Origin of the sequence: Enterobacter cloacae complex sp. P24RS (assembly GCF_014982165.1) — a bacterium.
GTDB classification, from domain to species: domain Bacteria; phylum Pseudomonadota; class Gammaproteobacteria; order Enterobacterales; family Enterobacteriaceae; genus Enterobacter; species Enterobacter quasihormaechei.
Genome location: NZ_JADCKU010000020.1, coordinates 1 through 16,467 on the forward strand (window position 1 = coordinate 1; position 16,467 = coordinate 16,467).

Here is a 16,467-nt window from a genome sequence, read left to right on the forward strand (position 1 = left end):
CTCACCGTTGCGAGGTGGCGTATATTACGCTTTCCTCTTTCAGAGTCAACCCGTTATTTCAGGATTTTTTCTCTTCAACCGACCGGGTTAACTGTGAAGTGATTCACATCCGCCGTGTCGATGGAGGCGCATTATAGGGAGTTCCCGAGCGACCGCAACAGAAAAGTTGCAAAAAAATGACTGACTGCTGTATTCCCCAGCAAAACCCCGCCTTATACCCTTTTACGCACAGAGTTATCCACAATCCATTGACGATCCTTGTGTGATCCACTCAATTGAACACTATACTAGCGGCAAATATTTCTCTCACGGGTCAACATCATGACGACACAGCGACTTCATCGAGACTGGCGTATCCCAACCGCCGGGCTCACCGTGCTGGTGTTGCTTACGGCAGGTTTTGTTCTTCATACTCACTGGAATGCTTTTATACAGTGGTGCCTCGCCACCCAGATCGCCCTGCACCGTTATCTGGTGATGTATCTGCTGCAACTTAATAACCATCAGTACAGCGGTGGGCTGTGGTTGTTAACCGGTGCATTTCTTTATGGCGTACTCCATGCTGTTGGACCGGGGCACGGCAAATTTATCGTCGCCACGTATCTCACTACTAATAAAGAGAGCCAGCTCGCGGCGCGCGTCGTACCGTTTATCGGTAGCCTGATGCAGGGCGTCAGCGCGATCCTCTTTGTCTTTATCCTGGCGGTTGGATTGAACCTCGCGTCAGGGGATATCAGCACCAGCCGTTGGTATGTCGAGAAAATCAGCGCCGTACTGATTGCCGCCTTCGGTGCGTTTATCATCTATCAGGCGCTAAGCAGCCTGCGTCCGCGCAAAATGGCGATTAACGCCATCAAGCCGCTTCACCAGCATGATGAACGCTGTGGCTGCGGCCATCACGGCGTAGGGGTGGATCTGGCAAAAAGCGACTGGAAAACCCGTCTGGGCGTGGTGCTGGCCATTGGCGCACGCCCGTGCAGCGGGGCAATTATGATCCTGATGTTCTCGAATGCGCTCGGCATCGTTAGCTGGGGGATTGCTGCTGTGATGACAATGTCGCTGGGCACGGCGCTGTCGATTATGGGGCTATCGCTGGCGGTACGTTATGCCCGTGAACGAACAGTCGCCTGGTTTGGCGGCGGCTCTTCGCTGAACTGGATGGTGCCGATGGTCAAAATTGCCGGAGGGGTTGTGCTGATCCTGTTCGCGACTGTCCTGTTCCTGACGGTGATCCCCATTAGCGCCAACGGGGATTACATCGCCGCAGGATGCTAATAAAAGAAAACCCGCCGGCGGCGGGTTTTTTTATTACTCGTTAATTCTCGGATGCTGATCAACCAGGCGAGAACGTTTTTTCTGAAGCTCTTCAATCTCTGCGTCTATATCTTCAATCTTCTGCTCTACGTTATCGTAGTGCTCGCGCAGGATCTCCTTCGCTTCCTGAATATCAGACGCCGCAGGCGTTGCCCCTTTCAGCGGACGGTTCGCCGTCTCCTTCATGGTGATGCCGGTAATCAGGCCGATCACCGCGATGACCATCAGATAGTAAGCAGGCATCATCAGGTTCTGCGTGCTCTCCACCAGTGAAGCGGCAAGCGTCGGCGTCAGGCCGGCAATCAGAACGGAGATATTAAAGGCCGCCGCCAGCGCGCTGTAGCGAATATGCGTCGGGAACATTGCCGGCAGCGTAGAAGCCATTACCCCAATGAAGCAGTTGAGGATCACCGCCAGCATCAGCAGGCCGGCGAAAATCAGCCCCAGCACGTTGCTGTTAATCAGGATAAAGGCCGGAATAGCCAGCGCGAACAGCGCGACGCTACCGAGAATGATGAATGGCTTACGGCCAAAGCGGTCACTCAGCAGGCCCATAATCGGCTGCACGAACAGCATACCCACCATGATGGCGATAATAATCAGCACGCCGTGATCTTCCGAGTAGTGCAGGTTATGCGACAGGTAGCTCGGCATGTAGGTCAGCAGCATGTAGTAGGTCACGTTGGTGGAAATCACCAGACCGATACAGGTCAGCAGGCTGCGCCAGTGTTTGGTCGCAATCTCTTTGAACGACACTTTCGGACCGTCCTGCAACCCTTCGCGGTCGCCCTGCTCCAGCTTTTCAACGTGCTGCTGGAACGCAGGCGTCTCTTCCAGAGCGTGACGCAGGTAAAGACCGATGATGCCCAGCGGCAGCGCCAGGAAGAACGGAATACGCCAGCCCCAGTCGAGGAAGTTCTGTTCACCGACGACGGTCGAGATCAGAACCACAACCCCTGCGCCCATGACGAACCCGGCAATCGAGCCAAAGTCGAGCCAGCTGCCCATAAAGCCGCGTTTACGGTCCGGGGAATACTCGGCGACAAAAATCGATGCGCCGGTATATTCGCCGCCAACCGAGAAGCCCTGCGCCATCTTACAGATCAGCAGCAGGATAGGCGCCCATATACCAATGGTCGCATAGGACGGAATAAGGCCGATACAGAATGTACTTATCGACATGATGACAATGGTAATAGCCAGGATCTTCTGGCGACCATATTTATCACCCAGCATGCCGAAGAACAGGCCACCGAGAGGACGAATAAGGAAGGGAACAGAGAACGTACCCAGCGCGGCAATCATCTGCAAGCTGGGATCGGCACCGGGGAAGAACACTTTACCAAGCGCGTAGGCAACGAAGCCGTAGACACCAAAATCGAACCACTCCATCGCATTACCGAGCGAGGCCGCTGTAATCGCTTTGCGCAGTTTCGCGTCATCAATAATGGTGACATCGCGCAGCGTGATGGGTTTTACTTTTTTCCTTCTAAGCATAGCTTTCCTCGTAGACTCAGCCCCGTCCAATTCACAGCGCATTTCAGGCTGTGAATGCGAGATCCGCTCCATGCGAATCTCCTTATTCAAGCGTAGCAGGTTTACTTACATTGACGTTTTATGTCGATACAACCGAACCTGTTGACGCCTGTCTGGGCAGTTAAAGACCTTTTTACCCTACCAGCGTTTATATATGTGATCAACTTCACATATATTTTTCCTGCGCGTAAGTTGGCTTCGAGTTTTGTCAATTCACTATAAATAAGGTCATTCTCAACCCCCTTATCAAACACATCTTAACGCCCGTTATTATTACTCTTAAAACGAAAAACAATCACATTTCTTCACACCTAATTTACACAAAATTTAATTATTCACAGTATGGATTCCTGTTTACTTACAATATGTGACGAAGATAACTAAAACAGCGTTTTATTTTCATTGAATCGCAATTCCAAAGATCGCATGATAAATCCGAACACGATATCTCAACGGCTTTCACATGAAGGAACACGGAAAGCCTTAATGTCGCTTTACAGCATAAGTCACGAATGGATTGTTCCCCGCAAAGGGCAATTTATTGAATTTGTTGATCTATTTTTTGAGCTTTCCGCCAGCCACGCGGGCGAGATGTGAGGGTTAATGATGAAGATTAAAGCAACAATAGAACGCATCCCGGGTGGGATGATGCTGGTCCCGCTGGTACTTGGTGCGATATTAAATACGCTGGCCCCGAACACCGGTGCTTATTTTGGTGGTTTTACAAAAGGTATGATTACCGGAACGGTTCCGATTCTGGCAGTCTGGTTCTTTTGTATCGGCGCGTCTATTAACTTGCGTGCAACAGGTACGGTATTACGTAAATCAGGGACGCTGGTCATTACCAAAATTGCGGTCGCCTGGGTCGTTGCCATGATCTGTGCGATGTTCATTCCGGAGAATGGCATTCAGACCGGCTTCTTCGCCGGATTATCCGTTCTGGCCATTGTCTCCGCAATGGATATGACCAACGGCGGACTCTATGCCAGCCTGATGAATCAATATGGTACCAAAGAAGAATCGGGTGCGTTCGTGCTGATGTCCCTGGAATCGGGTCCGCTGATGACCATGTTGATTCTGGGTTCTGCCGGCCTTGCCTCTTTTGAACCACACCACTTTGTTGGGGCGATCCTGCCGTTCCTGATTGGCTTTGCGCTGGGCAATCTCGATCACGATCTGCGCGATTTCTTCAGCAAAGCCACCCCGGTACTGATCCCGTTCTTCGGCTTCGCGTTGGGCAATACCATCAACCTGAACGTAATCCTGGAAACCGGCCTGCTGGGGATTGTGCTGGGTGTTGCCGTCATCATCATCACGGGTATTCCGCTGATTATCGCAGACCGCGTCATCGGGGGCGGCAACGGAACCGCGGGCGTGGCCGCTTCTTCAGCCGCAGGCGCTGCGGTAGCCAACCCGGTGATTATCGCCCAGATTAATCCGGCCTTTGAACCGGTTGCCGCGTCCGCCACGGCCCTGGTTGCCGCCAGCGTGATTGTGACGGCGATTCTGGTCCCGATCATCACGGCGCTGTACGCCAGACGCTTTGGCCATGTGCCTGAGACCCAGGCAGAACCTAAAGCGGTAGAAATGCATCACTAAGCCGTTCGCCCCCTCCTTAAAAGAGGGGGCAATCACGCACCAAACATCTCTTCCACCATGCCATCCACCAGCCGTTTTGCCGAACAGAGTCTCGGCATGCCCAGCGCCACCGTTTGCCAGCTCTGCGTCACTGACCAGCTTACCGGATGTTTATCCGCCTGACACCAGTCCCCCAGCCAGCCCAGCATACCTTTATATTCCAGCAGGCCAGGAGAGGCGGGCGTGGACAGCCACTGATGGTAAAAATGCCGGGTCGTGGGAGAGGCATCAATTCCCTGGGCCAGATAGTTTGCGGCCATGCTGCGCAGGTTATCTTTTAGCATGGCCGCCACATCGCCATTCGCCAGACGACAGGCATCGCCAAAAGCGCCCCAGCGCAACTCTTCCAGCGCGATAAAGCAGCGGCCAGCCAGCGACCAGCCGTCATACTGCCCGGCTCGCCAGCGGGTAAAAATTTGTTCGCTGTGCTCACCCGCCTGAACTATGAGGCCGCGCTGCGCGAGCGCTTTCTCTTTATAGGCGGCACGCTGGTTGAAATGGGCGGAGAGCGCCTCGTACTGTTGCAACAATCCGGGAGACTGAGAGATGCGTGGATTAACCTGCTGGCGCAGGGCTACCAGCTTGTCGGCCATACGGGTCAGCGCAAGATGTCCGGGGTCAAGCATACCGACCAGTTTCTCCGCCAGCCCCAGCCGCAGTGCTGCATTTTCGTTGAGCATTCCCGCCATTGCCCACGGCCGCAGCCGGGTCTGCGTAACAATATCCTGCGTCAAACGCTCACGAAATTGCAGCTGCTGTGGCCCCAGAAGAGAGTGACGTGCAGCATCCGCCCCCTGGACCAAATCGACCATAAATTTTGGATGAATACACTCCAGCGTCCGCCCGGGACCGTCCAGTAGCCGTGTTGTCATGGTTGCTCTGCCGCGAAAAGGGTTTGAATATCATCGCGTAACAGTCGGGTATCTTCCTGAATCCACGCCGCAGTGGTCATACTTTGCTTCAACAACTGGCTAAGCGCTCGGGTTGAGTGCTCATTCTGCTGCCGCACGGCAAGGCTATCACGCAAGCTTTCCTGTAACCCGGTCAGGCATAACGAAAACTCCGCAAAGAACGTTGCCATACCCGCCGTAACAGAGACATCGACCTGCGCGGCCAAAGCTTTACGGATTTGATCGCAAAACTGATCGGTATGCTGCGTAAATTTGCCACGAAGCTGAGCGATGTCGATAACATATCGGGTGCGCGTCACCACGTACTCTTCCCAGCCCCAGCCGGGATGATTGAGCCAGCGCGCGACGGTATCGCGCACGCTGCCCGCCCCTGTTGGCGGAGTGGCGGGAGGGATGTCCTGCACAATGGCATCATTAAACAGGCCGCGCGTATTGAAATTAAGCTGGTTTGCCTGAAACGCAGGAAAGCTAATCCGCGCCCGAAAGCCGGCATGACTGAGCTGTTCTTTAATTCGCGTCTCGATGGGGCGCATCGCCTCATTCAGCGATCGGGCCAGCGTGGATTCCAGCTGATCGAAGCGTAACGCCAGCTCCCGGCCGATTTTGCTCTGCGCATCCAGCATAATCCGCTCGCATGACGATCGGATCTTACTCAGCACAATCTGCGCCTGCCCTTCATCGTCAAGCACCAGCTGTTGGATCGCATCCGCGTCGTCTGCACGCAAACGGGCTGGGTCGCCTCCCGCTAAATCAAGAACAGACGGGCGGCTAAAGATGTCGGCCAGCGCCTGGTGTAGCTCACCTTTCTGACGAAGCAGGAATGCGTCCGTTGCGTTGAGCGCCTCTTCTACTTCATGCTGGACTTCATCGCCCACCACGCTCTGCCGCTGATGCAGCATCGCCATATCCTCTTCCAGGCGTGTAATATTCCGCTCCAGCTCATCAAAGGCGACCGTCAGTCCCTGATGGCGAAAATCCAGGTATTCTCTGGCGTTTTGCGCATAATTGAGCAGCTTATGCGAGGCCGACCGCAGCGCGAACAGCGAGGCGTTGGCGTAAGCCGCGTAAATCAATTTACGGATCGGTTGTTCGAACAGCGAATCCTCCCACAGCAGATCCGCCGCATGACGAATATGGTCAATATCGTCCAGATCGGCCGTTCGCCAGCGGCGACCCAGCGCAGCCTCGGCAAAATCCTGCACCCAGGGCTGATCCTGATGATCGGGCAGCCGCCCGTGGATGGTCATCTCATAGCGGGCGCGGTTCGCCAGATAGGCCCACATGGACGAAACCGGATAAATTTTCCCTGGAGAGATATTTCCTTTCATCAGCGTGCCGGAAATCATCGCCCGCACCTGCTCTTCATCGTCGCTGTTACGATCTTTCTGGTCGAATTTATTAACCAGGGCATAAAGCGGCACGGATTTCCCCGCCGCCGAAATTGCCTGACGAACCTCTGCATCAGAAATGGATTTAAGCTGGGTATAGTCCATCACCGCCAGCACGGCGGAGGCGCGCGCCAGCTGTTCGCTGAGCATTTTTTGCAGGTGCGGCTGACCGGCCTCGTTCGGCCCCGGCGTGTCGAGCAGCGTCAGTTGCCCCAGGTGCGCATCCAGACCGGCGAGGTGCATAAACTCCACCTCAATCACCGGTATATGTTCAATCGCGGCATACTCAGAAAAAGGAAACTCAACGCCCAGCGCCTGGGAAAGCCGCACCAGATCGTTCAGGCTTTTCAGACAATGAAAGATGGGCTCCGCGCCGAGGTGGTGTTTTTCAAACGCCTCGCCTTTTTCGATGCGCTCCAGCAGCGTATTCATGTCCTTGTCGATCTCCAGCCGCCGCGCCAACTTGCCGCGATCGTTATCGCACAACTTCTTTTGTAGCTGGGAGATCAGGGTATCAATAGGCGAAACGTGCAAAAAATGCAGCACCGGCTCCTTCTGGCCCGGCGTGTGGCGGATCAGCGTGGGAAGTGCCGTCATCGGACGATTGCGGTTCGGCAGTACTTCAGTGCCCACAATCGCATTAATGGTGGTCGATTTCCCCGCCTTCATGGTACCCACAATCGCCAGCACCATTTCGAGGCGGGTTATTTTGCGTAATTCGTTATTCAGCATCGCCTGCTGCGCGTCGACGCCCCGGGCGCTAAAATGTAATGGCAAAACGTTGTTATTAACGCCGCTCATGGCAGCGGCTGTGCTATCCAGCTTTGCAATCGGCATTGATTTTAATGAATCAAGATTGTTCAGCGCGAGCTGTAACAAACGTTCAGCTTCCTGGCTTAATTCAAATATGGTCTGTGTGTGCATGATAAAAGCCTTTCCTTAACGCAAATTTATTACTTTTATTAAGCCACATTGTTTTAATTATACTTTTCAGGCTTATATGATCACGTATGGAAAACATGTTCATTTAATACAACTAACTGAAGGTAATGAGAATTTAAATCCCGACTTGTAATACGTGTAAAACATCCCTCTGGCCAGAAAGCCAAAAGTGAATAGACAAAACGCATTTTCAGGAAACATCAGGATATATCATCGTTATTTACCCACCAAAAAAGAGAGGTATTCCCGGACGCCAAAAGATGTATGGCCTCAGAGAGGGAGATAAATAACGGCTTGTTCCTTCACCTTATCCGAAATGGCCCAGCGTAGCAATTTGCTGTAATAAAATATTCGATATATTTAACATCCCTTCGCTCTCTGCCGTTCAAGGCATACGCTTCTTTTTATTCACTGACGGTTCGCGTCATCTCTGGCGTGCTGGCGCACTATTTTCCTTAAACAATATCACCGACAAAAGTGGGGATTTGCGTTATACTCGCTGCCTTTTTCGGCATACTGCCGTCATTTAGCTGGCATTTTCCAGCGTGTTAACACTTTTGAGGATACCAACATGCAACTTCCCCACTGCCCGAAATGCAATTCTGAATATACCTATGAAGACAACGGCATGTTCGTTTGCCCGGAATGCGCTCATGAATGGAACGATGCGGAGCCAGAGCAGGACAGCGATACGCCGATCGTAAAAGACGCGAACGGCAACCTGCTGGCAGACGGCGACAGCGTTACCGTTGTGAAAGATCTGAAGGTAAAAGGCAGCTCCTCCATGCTGAAGATCGGCACTAAAGTCAAAAATATCCGTCTGGTTGAAGGCGATCATAATATTGACTGCAAAATTGACGGCTTCGGTCCGATGAAACTGAAATCTGAGTTCGTGAAAAAGAACTGATTTACCCGCCCGGTGACGCTTCGCTTACCGGGCGTTCGGGAACTACACTTAACGGGCTTTTCCTACGTGAGGTAAAGATTATGCCGTTAAGTCCCTACATCTCTTTCGCCGGCAACTGTGCGGAGGCCACCGCCTTCTATCAGCAGGCCGTCGGCGCAGAACTCCTCTACAAAATCACCTTCGGCGAAATGCCTAAAGACGAAAGCAGCGAAGAAGGCTGTCCGTCAGGCATGCAGTTCCCGGATTCCGCCATCGCCCACTCTAACGTCCGCATCGCGGGCAGCGATATTATGATGAGCGACGGAATACCGCTTGGCAGCAGCGCGCAATACGCGGGTTTCACGCTGGTGCTCGACACCCAGGATGTATCGGAAGGCAAGCGCTGGTTCGACAACCTTGCCGATGGCGGGAATATCGAAATGGCCTGGCAGGAAACCTTCTGGGCGCACGGTTTCGGTACTGTGACCGATAAATACGGCGTGCCGTGGATGATTAACGTCGTTAAATCGTAGGCCGTATAAGCGCAGCGCATCCGGCAACAGCGCCCGGTGGCGCTGCGCTGACCGGACCTACGGTGATTGTCATCAAATCCCCCTCAACTCTTCAACTTTCCGCAACCGAGACTTAACCCAAATGTCATATTGATGCGCCAGCATGAGGCCACATTTATCGTGAGGCCCAGCACATGCACACTGTCATCCGCGTCGAGAAACTGAGCAAAACCTTCAATCACAACAAGGCGCTGCATGCCGTTGATCTGACCGTCCAGCAGGGCGAAATGGTAGCTCTGCTGGGGCCGTCCGGTTCAGGGAAATCTACCCTTCTGCGTCACTTAAGCGGCCTTATCACCTGCGACAAAACGCCGGAAAGCCGCGTCGAGCTGCTGGGTAACACCGTGCAGCATGCGGGCCGTCTGGCGAGCGATATTCGCAAAAGCCGCGCCCAGACGGGCTACATCTTTCAGCAGTTCAACCTGGTGAGCCGCCTGACGGTGCTCGAGAACGTGCTGATTGGCGCGCTCGGCAGCACCCCGTTCTGGCGTACCTGCCTGCGCTGGTTCTCCCCTTCCCAGAAACAAGAAGCCTTACAGGCGCTGACTCGCGTCGGCATGGCGCATTTCGCCCACCAGCGCGTGTCCACGCTGTCCGGCGGGCAGCAGCAGCGCGTCGCCATTGCCCGCGCCCTGATGCAGAAAGCCAAAATCATTCTGGCCGATGAGCCCATCGCCTCGCTGGACCCGGAATCGGCGCGCATCGTGATGGAAACCCTGCGCGACATCAACCAGAACGACGGCATCACCGTGGTGGTGACGCTGCATCAGGTGGATTACGCCCTGCGCTACTGCGAGCGCATCGTCGCCCTGCGTCAGGGCCACGTGTTCTTCGATGGCGCCAGCCACCAGTTTGATAACGAACGTTTTGATCATCTCTACCGCAGCGTAAACCGCGTCGAAGAACGCGCGCAGGCTGCTTAACGCCCCGATAACGAGGAATGGAAATGAACTACAAAGCCGTTGCCGCGCTGGCCTTCACCAGCATGTTCAGCATCAGCACCCTGTTAAGCCCGGCCTACGCCGAAGAGCAGGAAAAAGCGTTGAACTTTGGCATCATTTCAACGGAATCACAGCAAAACCTGAAGCCGCAGTGGGAACCGTTCCTGAAAGATATGGAAACCAAACTGGGGATCAAAGTGAACGCCTTCTTCGCCCCGGACTACGCGGGCATCATCCAGGGAATGCGCTTCAACAAAGTGGACATCGCGTGGTACGGCAACCTTTCTGCCATGGAAGCGGTGGACCGCGCCAACGGCCAGGTCTTTGCCCAGACCGTTGCGGCAGATGGCTCCCCGGGCTACTGGAGCGTGCTGATCGTCAACAAAGACAGCCCGATCAACACCCTCAACGACATGATCGCCAAACGCAAAGAGCTGACCTTTGGTAACGGCGATCCGAATTCCACCTCCGGCTTCCTCGTCCCTGGCTACTACGTCTTCGCGAAAAACAACATCTCCGCCAGCGACTTCAAGCGCACGGTGAACGCTGGCCACGAAACCAACGCCCTGGCCGTAGCGAACAAGCAGGTAGACGTTGCGACTAACAACACCGAAAACCTCGACAAGCTGAAGACCTCCGCGCCGGACAAGCTGAAAGCGCTGAAGGTGATCTGGAAATCACCGCTGATCCCGGGCGACCCGATCGTGTGGCGTAAAAACCTCTCCGAAAGCACCAAGGACAAGGTCTACGACTTCTTTATGAACTACGGCAAAACGCCGGAAGAGAAAGCGGTGCTGGCGCGCCTGGGCTGGGCACCGTTCCGCGCGTCCAGCGATTTGCAGCTGGTGCCGATTCGCCAGCTGGCGCTGTTCAAACAGATGCAGGGCGTGAAGGACAACAAAGGGCTCAAGGAAGAAGAGAAAACCAGCAAGGTCTCTGAGCTTCAGGCGCAGCTGGACGATCTCGACCGCCTGACCGCCGCGCTCGGCGCAATGACCAGCGTGAATAAAGCGGTGCAGTAACGCTTTTCGCCCGGTGGCGCTGCGCTTACCGGGCCTACATTTTGGATCGTAGGCCGGATAAGCGTCGCGCCATCCGGCACACAAAGACCCACGGAGTCAAACATGCAAACCATCACCCTCCCGCCGCCGAAGCGCAGCTGGTTCTCGCTTATAAGCTGGGCCATTCTGCTGGCGGTGCTGGTTATCTCCTGGAAAGGCGCAGAGATGGATCCGCTGCTGCTCTTCAAAGATTCCGGCAATATGGCGACCTTCGCCGCCGACTTCTTCCCGCCGGACTTCAGCCAGTGGCAGGACTACCTCGGTGAAATGGCAATCACCCTGCAAATCGCCGTCTGGGGCACCGCCCTCGCCGTCATTCTCTCCATTCCCTTCGGCCTGATGAGCGCCGAGAACATCGTGCCGTGGTGGGTATACCAGCCGATGCGCCGCCTGATGGACGCCTGTCGCGCCATCAACGAAATGGTCTTTGCGATGCTGTTCGTGGTGGCCGTCGGTCTGGGGCCGTTCGCGGGCGTGATGGCGCTGTTCATCCACACCACCGGCGTGCTCTCCAAGCTGCTCTCGGAAGCGGTTGAAGCCATCGAGCCCGGCCCGGTGGAAGGCATCCGCGCAACCGGCGCCAACAAAATCGAAGAGATCCTCTACGGCGTCCTGCCGCAGGTGATGCCGCTGCTCATCTCCTACTCGCTGTACCGCTTCGAGTCCAACGTCCGCTCCGCCACCGTGGTCGGCATGGTGGGCGCAGGCGGGATTGGTGTCACGCTGTGGGAAGCGATTCGCGGTTTCCAGTTCCAGCAAACCTGCGCCCTGATGGTACTTATCATCGTCACCGTCAGCCTGCTGGATTTCCTCTCTCAACGCTTGCGTAAGCACTTCATCTGATAAGCGAGGCTTTGATTGGTATGCACTTATCCAGACATCCGACCAGTTACCCCACCCGCTGGCAAGAGATTGCGGCCAGGCTCGAAGTGGAGCTGCGCACGCATTACCGCTGCGGTGACTACCTGCCCGCCGAGCAGCAGCTTGCCGACCGCTACGAAGTGAACCGCCACACCCTGCGCCGCGCCATTGACCAGCTGGTCGAGCGCGGTTGGGTCCAACGCCGTCAGGGCGTCGGCGTGCTGGTGCTGATGCGCCCGTTTGACTACCCGCTCAACGCCCAGGCGCGTTTTAGCCAGAACCTGCTCGATCAGGGCAGCCATCCCACCAGCGAAAAACTGCTTTCGGTCCTGCGCCCGGCCTCCCGCCACGTGGCGGACGCACTCGGGATTCAGGAGGGTGACAACGTCGTACACCTGCGCACGTTGCGCCGGGTCAACGGCGTGGCAGTGTGCCAGATTGACCATTACTTCGCGGACCTCACCCTCTGGCCCGTGCTGCAACATTTCGCCAGCGGTTCCCTGCATGATTTTCTTCAGGACGCGACCGGCATTGCGCTCAAACGCACCCAGACGCGCATCAGCGCCCGTCGCGCGCAGGCGAAAGAGAGCAAGGTGCTGGAGATCCCCAATATGGCCCCGCTGCTCTGCGTGCGCACCCTCAACCACCGTGACGGCGAGGTCAACGCAACGGAATACTCCGTCAGCCTGACCCGCGCCGACATGATTGAATTCACCATGGAGCACTGAATGCACTTCGACACCTCCACTCGTCAGCGCTGGATGCGCGTGCTGGCCCACAGCCAGCCTGCTGCGCTGGCCGCCCGCATGAACGCTCTCGGCCTGACGCCGGACTACGACACGATCCGCGCGCCGGAGATCGGCCTGGTGCAGATCCAGGCACGCATGGGCGGCACCGGCGAGCGCTTCTTCGCTGGCGATGCCACTCTCACCCGCGCGGTGATCCGCCTTAACAGCGGCACGCTGGGTTACAGCTACGTACTTGGGCGCGACAAAACGCACGCCGAGCGCTGCGCGGTGATCGACGCGCTTTTACAGGAACACCCGCATTTCCAGACGTTAATGGAAACCCTTATTGCCCCGCTGGAAGCTGACCGCGCCGCACGCCTTGCCGCGCGTCAGGCCGAAGTGAACACCAGCCGGGTCGACTTCTTTACGCTCGTTCGCGGAGACAACGCATGACGCTTCAACCTGCCTTTACCCTGGCCGTCCAGGATGCCCAACAAAGTTTCCGTCGCCTGCTGAAGGCCATGAGCGAGCCGGGCGTGATCGTCTCGCTGCACCAGCTTTCGCAGGGCTGGCTGCCGCTGAACCTCGCCTCTACCAGCGTGCTGCTGACGCTGGCGGACAACGACACCCCGGTATGGCTGTCAGGCGCATTGCTGAACGATATCGCCAGCCAGAACCTGCGCTTTCACACCAGCGCGCCGCTGGTCGAGCAGCCCCAGCAGGCGGTCTTTGCCGTGGCCGACGAACAGATCAGCCATGAACAGCTTAACGCCCTGAGTGAAGGCAGCGCCGTCGCACCGGAAACCAGCGCCACGCTGATCCTGCAAGTCTCCAGCCTGAGCGGTGGCCGCATGCTTCGCCTGACGGGCGCAGGCATCGCCGACGAGCGGATGGTCGCGCCCCAACTGCCGGAGTGCATCATCCATGAGCTGACCGAGCGTCCGCACCCGTTCCCGCTCGGCATTGACCTGATCCTGACCTGCGGCGAACGCATGCTGGCGATCCCGCGGACCACTCACGTGGAGGTGTGCTGATGTACGTTGCCGTCAAAGGGGGGGAAAAGGCGATTGCCGCCGCCCATGCCTTACAGGAGCACAGACGCCGGGGGGATGACGCGCTTCCCGAGCTGAGCGTCGCCCAGATTGAACAGCAGTTAAATTTGGCCGTCGACCGCGTAATGACCGAAGGCGGCATCGCGGACCGCGAGCTGGCGGCGCTGGCGCTAAAACAGGCCAGCGGCGATAACGTGGAAGCTATCTTTCTGCTGCGCGCCTACCGCACTACGCTGGCGAAGCTGGCGGTGAGCGAGCCGGTGAACACGGCTGAAATGCGTTTAGAGCGCCGCATTTCAGCCGTGTACAAAGACATTCCCGGCGGCCAGCTCCTTGGCCCGACCTACGACTACACCCATCGTCTGCTGGACTTCACGCTGCTGGCGAACGGTGAAGTCCCTCAGCTCAGCGCCTCTGACGCTGAACAAGACGCCTCTCCGCACGTTTTTAGCCTGCTGGCAAACCAGGGGCTGGCGAAGGCGGAGGAGGACACCGGCAGCACACCGGATGACATCACCCGCACGCCGCCGGTTTACCCGTGCTCACGCTCGTCCCGCCTGCAACAGCTGATGCGCGGCGACGAAGGGTATCTGCTGGCGCTGGCCTACTCCACACAGCGCGGCTACGGGCGCAACCACCCGTTCGCGGCAGAGATTCGCAGCGGCTCTCTCGACATCGACATTGTGCCCGAAGAGCTGGGTTTTGCGGTGAACATCGGCGAACTGCTGATGACCGAATGTGAAATGGTCAACGGTTTTGTCGCGCCAGACAATGAAGATCCGCACTTTACCCGCGGCTATGGGCTGGTGTACGGCCTGAGCGAGCGTAAGGCGATGGCGATGGCGCTGGTTGACCGTGCGCTCCAGGCGCCGGACTACGGCGAGCCAGTCTCCGGCCCGGCACAGGACGAAGAGTTCGTGCTGGCCCACGCGGATAACGTTGAGGCCGCAGGCTTTGTCTCGCACCTCAAGCTGCCGCACTACGTCGATTTCCAGGCCGAACTGGAACTGCTGAAACGTCTGCAACGGGAGCGCGCCAATGGCTAACTTAAGCGGCTACAACTTTGCCTATCTGGATGAGCAAACGAAACGCATGATCCGCCGCGCCATTCTTAAAGCAGTGGCGATCCCCGGCTATCAGGTGCCGTTTGGTGGCCGTGAAATGCCTATGCCGTACGGCTGGGGCACCGGCGGCATTCAGATCACCGCCAGCGTGATCGGCGAAGCGGACGTGCTGAAGGTCATCGATCAGGGGGCAGACGACACCACCAACGCCGTGTCGATCCGCCACTTCTTTAAGCGCGTAACGGGCGTCAACACCACAGAGAAAACCGAGGATGCGACGCTGATCCAGACCCGTCACCGCATCCCGGAAACCCCGCTGACGGAAGATCAGATTTTGATTTTCCAGGTGCCGATCCCGGAGCCGCTGCGCTTTATCGAGCCGCGGGAAACCGAAACCCGCACCATGCATGCCCTGGAAGAGTACGGGATCATGCAGGTCAAACTGTATGAAGACATCGCCCGCTTCGGCCATATCGCCACCACCTACGCCTACCCGGTGAAGGTGAACGGCCGCTACGTGATGGACCCGTCGCCGATCCCGAAATTCGATAACCCGAAGATGGACATGATGCCTGCCCTGCAACTCTTTGGTGCCGGACGTGAAAAACGCATTTACGCCGTACCGCCGTATACGCGCGTCGAAAGCCTGGATTTTGACGATCACCCGTTTACGGTGCAGGAGTGGGACGAGCCGTGCGCCATCTGCGGTTCAAAGCACAGTTATCTGGATGAAGTGGTGCTGGACGACACGGGCAAACGAATGTTTGTCTGCTCCGACACCGATTACTGCCGCCAACAGAGCGAGGCGAACGGCCAATGAAACCGCTGCTTTCGGTTAATAACCTGACTCACCTATATGCGCCGGGCAAAGGCTTCAGCGACGTGTCGTTTGAGCTGTGGCCGGGCGAAGTGCTGGGCATTGTCGGCGAGTCCGGCTCCGGTAAAACCACCCTGCTGAAGTCTATCTCCGCGCGCCTGACGCCGCAGAACGGCGACATTCTGTATGAAGGCAAATCCCTGTACGCCATGAGCGAGGCCGAGCGCCGCCGCCTGCTGCGCACCGAGTGGGGCGTGGTGCATCAGCATCCGATGGATGGCCTGCGCCGTCAGGTGTCGGCGGGAGGCAATATCGGCGAACGGCTGATGGCCACCGGCGCGCGCCACTACGGCAACATCCGCGCCACCGCGCAGCGCTGGCTGGAGGAGGTGGAAATCCCCGCCTCGCGCATCGACGACCTGCCAACGACCTTCTCCGGCGGCATGCAGCAGCGCTTGCAGATTGCCCGCAATCTGGTCACCCATCCGAAGCTGGTGTTTATGGATGAACCGACCGGCGGGCTGGACGTCTCCGTGCAGGCGCGCCTGCTCGACCTGCTGCGCGGCCTGGTGGTGGAGCTGAACCTGGCGGTGGTGATTGTCACCCACGATCTGGGCGTTGCGCGGCTGCTGGCGGACCGTCTGCTGGTGATGAAGCAGGGCCAGGTGGTGGAAAGTGGGCTGACCGACCGCGTGCTCGACGATCCACATCATCCGTACACCCAGCTGCTGGTGTCGTCGGTGTTGCAGAACTGAG

General features: G+C 56.9%; 16 protein-coding genes. 13 read left to right on the top strand and 3 right to left on the bottom strand.

The window, feature by feature from the left end:
- The first annotated feature begins 321 nt into the window (after positions 1 to 321).
- Entirely contained in the window at positions 322 to 1,275 is a 954-nt protein-coding gene (locus tag INF58_RS18345; RefSeq protein WP_107534492.1) for a nickel/cobalt transporter, read from the top strand.
- A gap of 33 nt (positions 1,276 to 1,308) precedes the next feature.
- Here the strand turns inward: INF58_RS18345 and proP are convergent, their stop codons facing one another.
- Positions 1,309 to 2,811, bottom strand: coding sequence for a glycine betaine/L-proline transporter ProP (proP, locus tag INF58_RS18350; RefSeq protein WP_063449819.1), 1,503 nt, complete (start codon positions 2,809 to 2,811; stop codon positions 1,309 to 1,311).
- A 645-nt stretch (positions 2,812 to 3,456) separates the two neighbouring features.
- Here proP and kdgT point away from each other — a divergent pair.
- Positions 3,457 to 4,449: a 2-keto-3-deoxygluconate transporter gene (gene kdgT / locus INF58_RS18355; protein WP_063865474.1), complete on the top strand. Its 993-nt coding sequence runs from the start codon at positions 3,457 to 3,459 to the stop codon at positions 4,447 to 4,449.
- 32 nt (positions 4,450 to 4,481) lie between these two features.
- On the opposite strand, the gene INF58_RS18360 is transcribed toward kdgT, so the two are convergent.
- Together INF58_RS18360 and crfC are read right to left on the bottom strand one after the other, a co-directional pair.
- Positions 4,482 to 5,360 (bottom strand): diguanylate cyclase regulator RdcB family protein, encoded by an 879-nt coding sequence (locus tag INF58_RS18360; RefSeq protein ID WP_193528257.1) that lies wholly within the window; start codon positions 5,358 to 5,360, stop codon positions 4,482 to 4,484.
- Positions 5,357 to 7,711, bottom strand: coding sequence for a clamp-binding protein CrfC (gene crfC / locus INF58_RS18365; RefSeq protein ID WP_193037790.1), 2,355 nt, complete (start codon positions 7,709 to 7,711; stop codon positions 5,357 to 5,359). The genes INF58_RS18360 and crfC overlap by 4 nt, the downstream gene beginning before the upstream one ends.
- Before the next feature lie 589 nt (positions 7,712 to 8,300).
- On the opposite strand from crfC, the gene INF58_RS18370 reads away from it, so the two are divergent.
- From INF58_RS18370 to phnK, 11 genes are all read left to right on the top strand, one after another.
- Positions 8,301 to 8,636 (top strand): zinc ribbon domain-containing protein YjdM, encoded by a 336-nt coding sequence (locus tag INF58_RS18370; protein ID WP_063449823.1) that lies wholly within the window; start codon positions 8,301 to 8,303, stop codon positions 8,634 to 8,636.
- 80 nt (positions 8,637 to 8,716) lie between these two features.
- Positions 8,717 to 9,148, top strand: a complete 432-nt coding sequence (yjdN, locus tag INF58_RS18375; protein ID WP_193528258.1) for a VOC family metalloprotein YjdN — start codon at positions 8,717 to 8,719, stop codon at positions 9,146 to 9,148.
- 173 nt (positions 9,149 to 9,321) lie between these two features.
- Positions 9,322 to 10,110 carry a phosphonate ABC transporter ATP-binding protein gene (phnC, locus tag INF58_RS18380; protein WP_193528259.1) on the top strand — a complete coding sequence of 263 codons (789 nt, stop codon included), beginning with the start codon at positions 9,322 to 9,324 and terminating at the stop codon, positions 10,108 to 10,110.
- A gap of 23 nt (positions 10,111 to 10,133) precedes the next feature.
- A complete protein-coding gene (gene phnD / locus INF58_RS18385) occupies positions 10,134 to 11,150 on the top strand; it encodes a phosphonate ABC transporter substrate-binding protein (RefSeq protein WP_063865480.1) in 1,017 nt (338 codons plus the stop codon).
- A gap of 102 nt (positions 11,151 to 11,252) precedes the next feature.
- A complete protein-coding gene (gene phnE / locus INF58_RS18390; protein ID WP_032646912.1) occupies positions 11,253 to 12,032 on the top strand; it encodes a phosphonate ABC transporter, permease protein PhnE in 780 nt (259 codons plus the stop codon).
- Between the two features lie 20 nt (positions 12,033 to 12,052).
- Positions 12,053 to 12,778, top strand: coding sequence for a phosphonate metabolism transcriptional regulator PhnF (gene phnF / locus INF58_RS18395; RefSeq protein WP_063865481.1), 726 nt, complete (start codon positions 12,053 to 12,055; stop codon positions 12,776 to 12,778).
- Positions 12,779 to 13,231 (top strand): phosphonate C-P lyase system protein PhnG, encoded by a 453-nt coding sequence (gene phnG / locus INF58_RS18400; protein WP_063865482.1) that lies wholly within the window; start codon positions 12,779 to 12,781, stop codon positions 13,229 to 13,231.
- Positions 13,228 to 13,812, top strand: a complete 585-nt coding sequence (gene phnH / locus INF58_RS18405) for a phosphonate C-P lyase system protein PhnH (RefSeq protein WP_193528260.1) — start codon at positions 13,228 to 13,230, stop codon at positions 13,810 to 13,812. Before phnG ends, phnH begins: the two co-directional genes overlap by 4 nt.
- Entirely contained in the window at positions 13,812 to 14,876 is a 1,065-nt protein-coding gene (locus INF58_RS18410) for a carbon-phosphorus lyase complex subunit PhnI (protein ID WP_193528261.1), read from the top strand. Before phnH ends, INF58_RS18410 begins: the two co-directional genes overlap by 1 nt.
- Positions 14,869 to 15,714: an alpha-D-ribose 1-methylphosphonate 5-phosphate C-P-lyase PhnJ gene (phnJ, locus tag INF58_RS18415; protein ID WP_063449829.1), complete on the top strand. Its 846-nt coding sequence runs from the start codon at positions 14,869 to 14,871 to the stop codon at positions 15,712 to 15,714. The genes INF58_RS18410 and phnJ overlap by 8 nt, the downstream gene beginning before the upstream one ends.
- A complete protein-coding gene (phnK, locus tag INF58_RS18420) occupies positions 15,711 to 16,466 on the top strand; it encodes a phosphonate C-P lyase system protein PhnK (protein ID WP_063449830.1) in 756 nt (251 codons plus the stop codon). The genes phnJ and phnK overlap by 4 nt, the downstream gene beginning before the upstream one ends.
- Position 16,467: the final 1 nt, after the last annotated feature.

Bases quoted from the DNA above. Each gene is read 5' to 3' on its own strand.
- INF58_RS18345 (WP_107534492.1), top strand. From the start codon at position 322: ATGACGACACAGCGACTTCATCGAGACTGGCGTATCCCAACCGCCGGG.
- yjdN (WP_193528258.1), top strand. From the start codon at position 8,717: ATGCCGTTAAGTCCCTACATCTCTTTCGCCGGCAACTGTGCGGAGGCC.
- crfC (WP_193037790.1), bottom strand. From the start codon at position 7,711: ATGCACACACAGACCATATTTGAATTAAGCCAGGAAGCTGAACGTTTG.
- phnC (WP_193528259.1), top strand. From the start codon at position 9,322: ATGCACACTGTCATCCGCGTCGAGAAACTGAGCAAAACCTTCAATCAC.
- phnD (WP_063865480.1), top strand. From the start codon at position 10,134: ATGAACTACAAAGCCGTTGCCGCGCTGGCCTTCACCAGCATGTTCAGC.
- INF58_RS18410 (WP_193528261.1), top strand. From the start codon at position 13,812: ATGTACGTTGCCGTCAAAGGGGGGGAAAAGGCGATTGCCGCCGCCCAT.
- phnG (WP_063865482.1), top strand. From the start codon at position 12,779: ATGCACTTCGACACCTCCACTCGTCAGCGCTGGATGCGCGTGCTGGCC.
- kdgT (WP_063865474.1), top strand. From the start codon at position 3,457: ATGAAGATTAAAGCAACAATAGAACGCATCCCGGGTGGGATGATGCTG.
- phnJ (WP_063449829.1), top strand. From the start codon at position 14,869: ATGGCTAACTTAAGCGGCTACAACTTTGCCTATCTGGATGAGCAAACG.
- phnK (WP_063449830.1), top strand. From the start codon at position 15,711: ATGAAACCGCTGCTTTCGGTTAATAACCTGACTCACCTATATGCGCCG.
- INF58_RS18360 (WP_193528257.1), bottom strand. From the start codon at position 5,360: ATGACAACACGGCTACTGGACGGTCCCGGGCGGACGCTGGAGTGTATT.
- INF58_RS18370 (WP_063449823.1), top strand. From the start codon at position 8,301: ATGCAACTTCCCCACTGCCCGAAATGCAATTCTGAATATACCTATGAA.
- phnF (WP_063865481.1), top strand. From the start codon at position 12,053: ATGCACTTATCCAGACATCCGACCAGTTACCCCACCCGCTGGCAAGAG.
- phnH (WP_193528260.1), top strand. From the start codon at position 13,228: ATGACGCTTCAACCTGCCTTTACCCTGGCCGTCCAGGATGCCCAACAA.
- phnE (WP_032646912.1), top strand. From the start codon at position 11,253: ATGCAAACCATCACCCTCCCGCCGCCGAAGCGCAGCTGGTTCTCGCTT.
- proP (WP_063449819.1), bottom strand. From the start codon at position 2,811: ATGCTTAGAAGGAAAAAAGTAAAACCCATCACGCTGCGCGATGTCACC.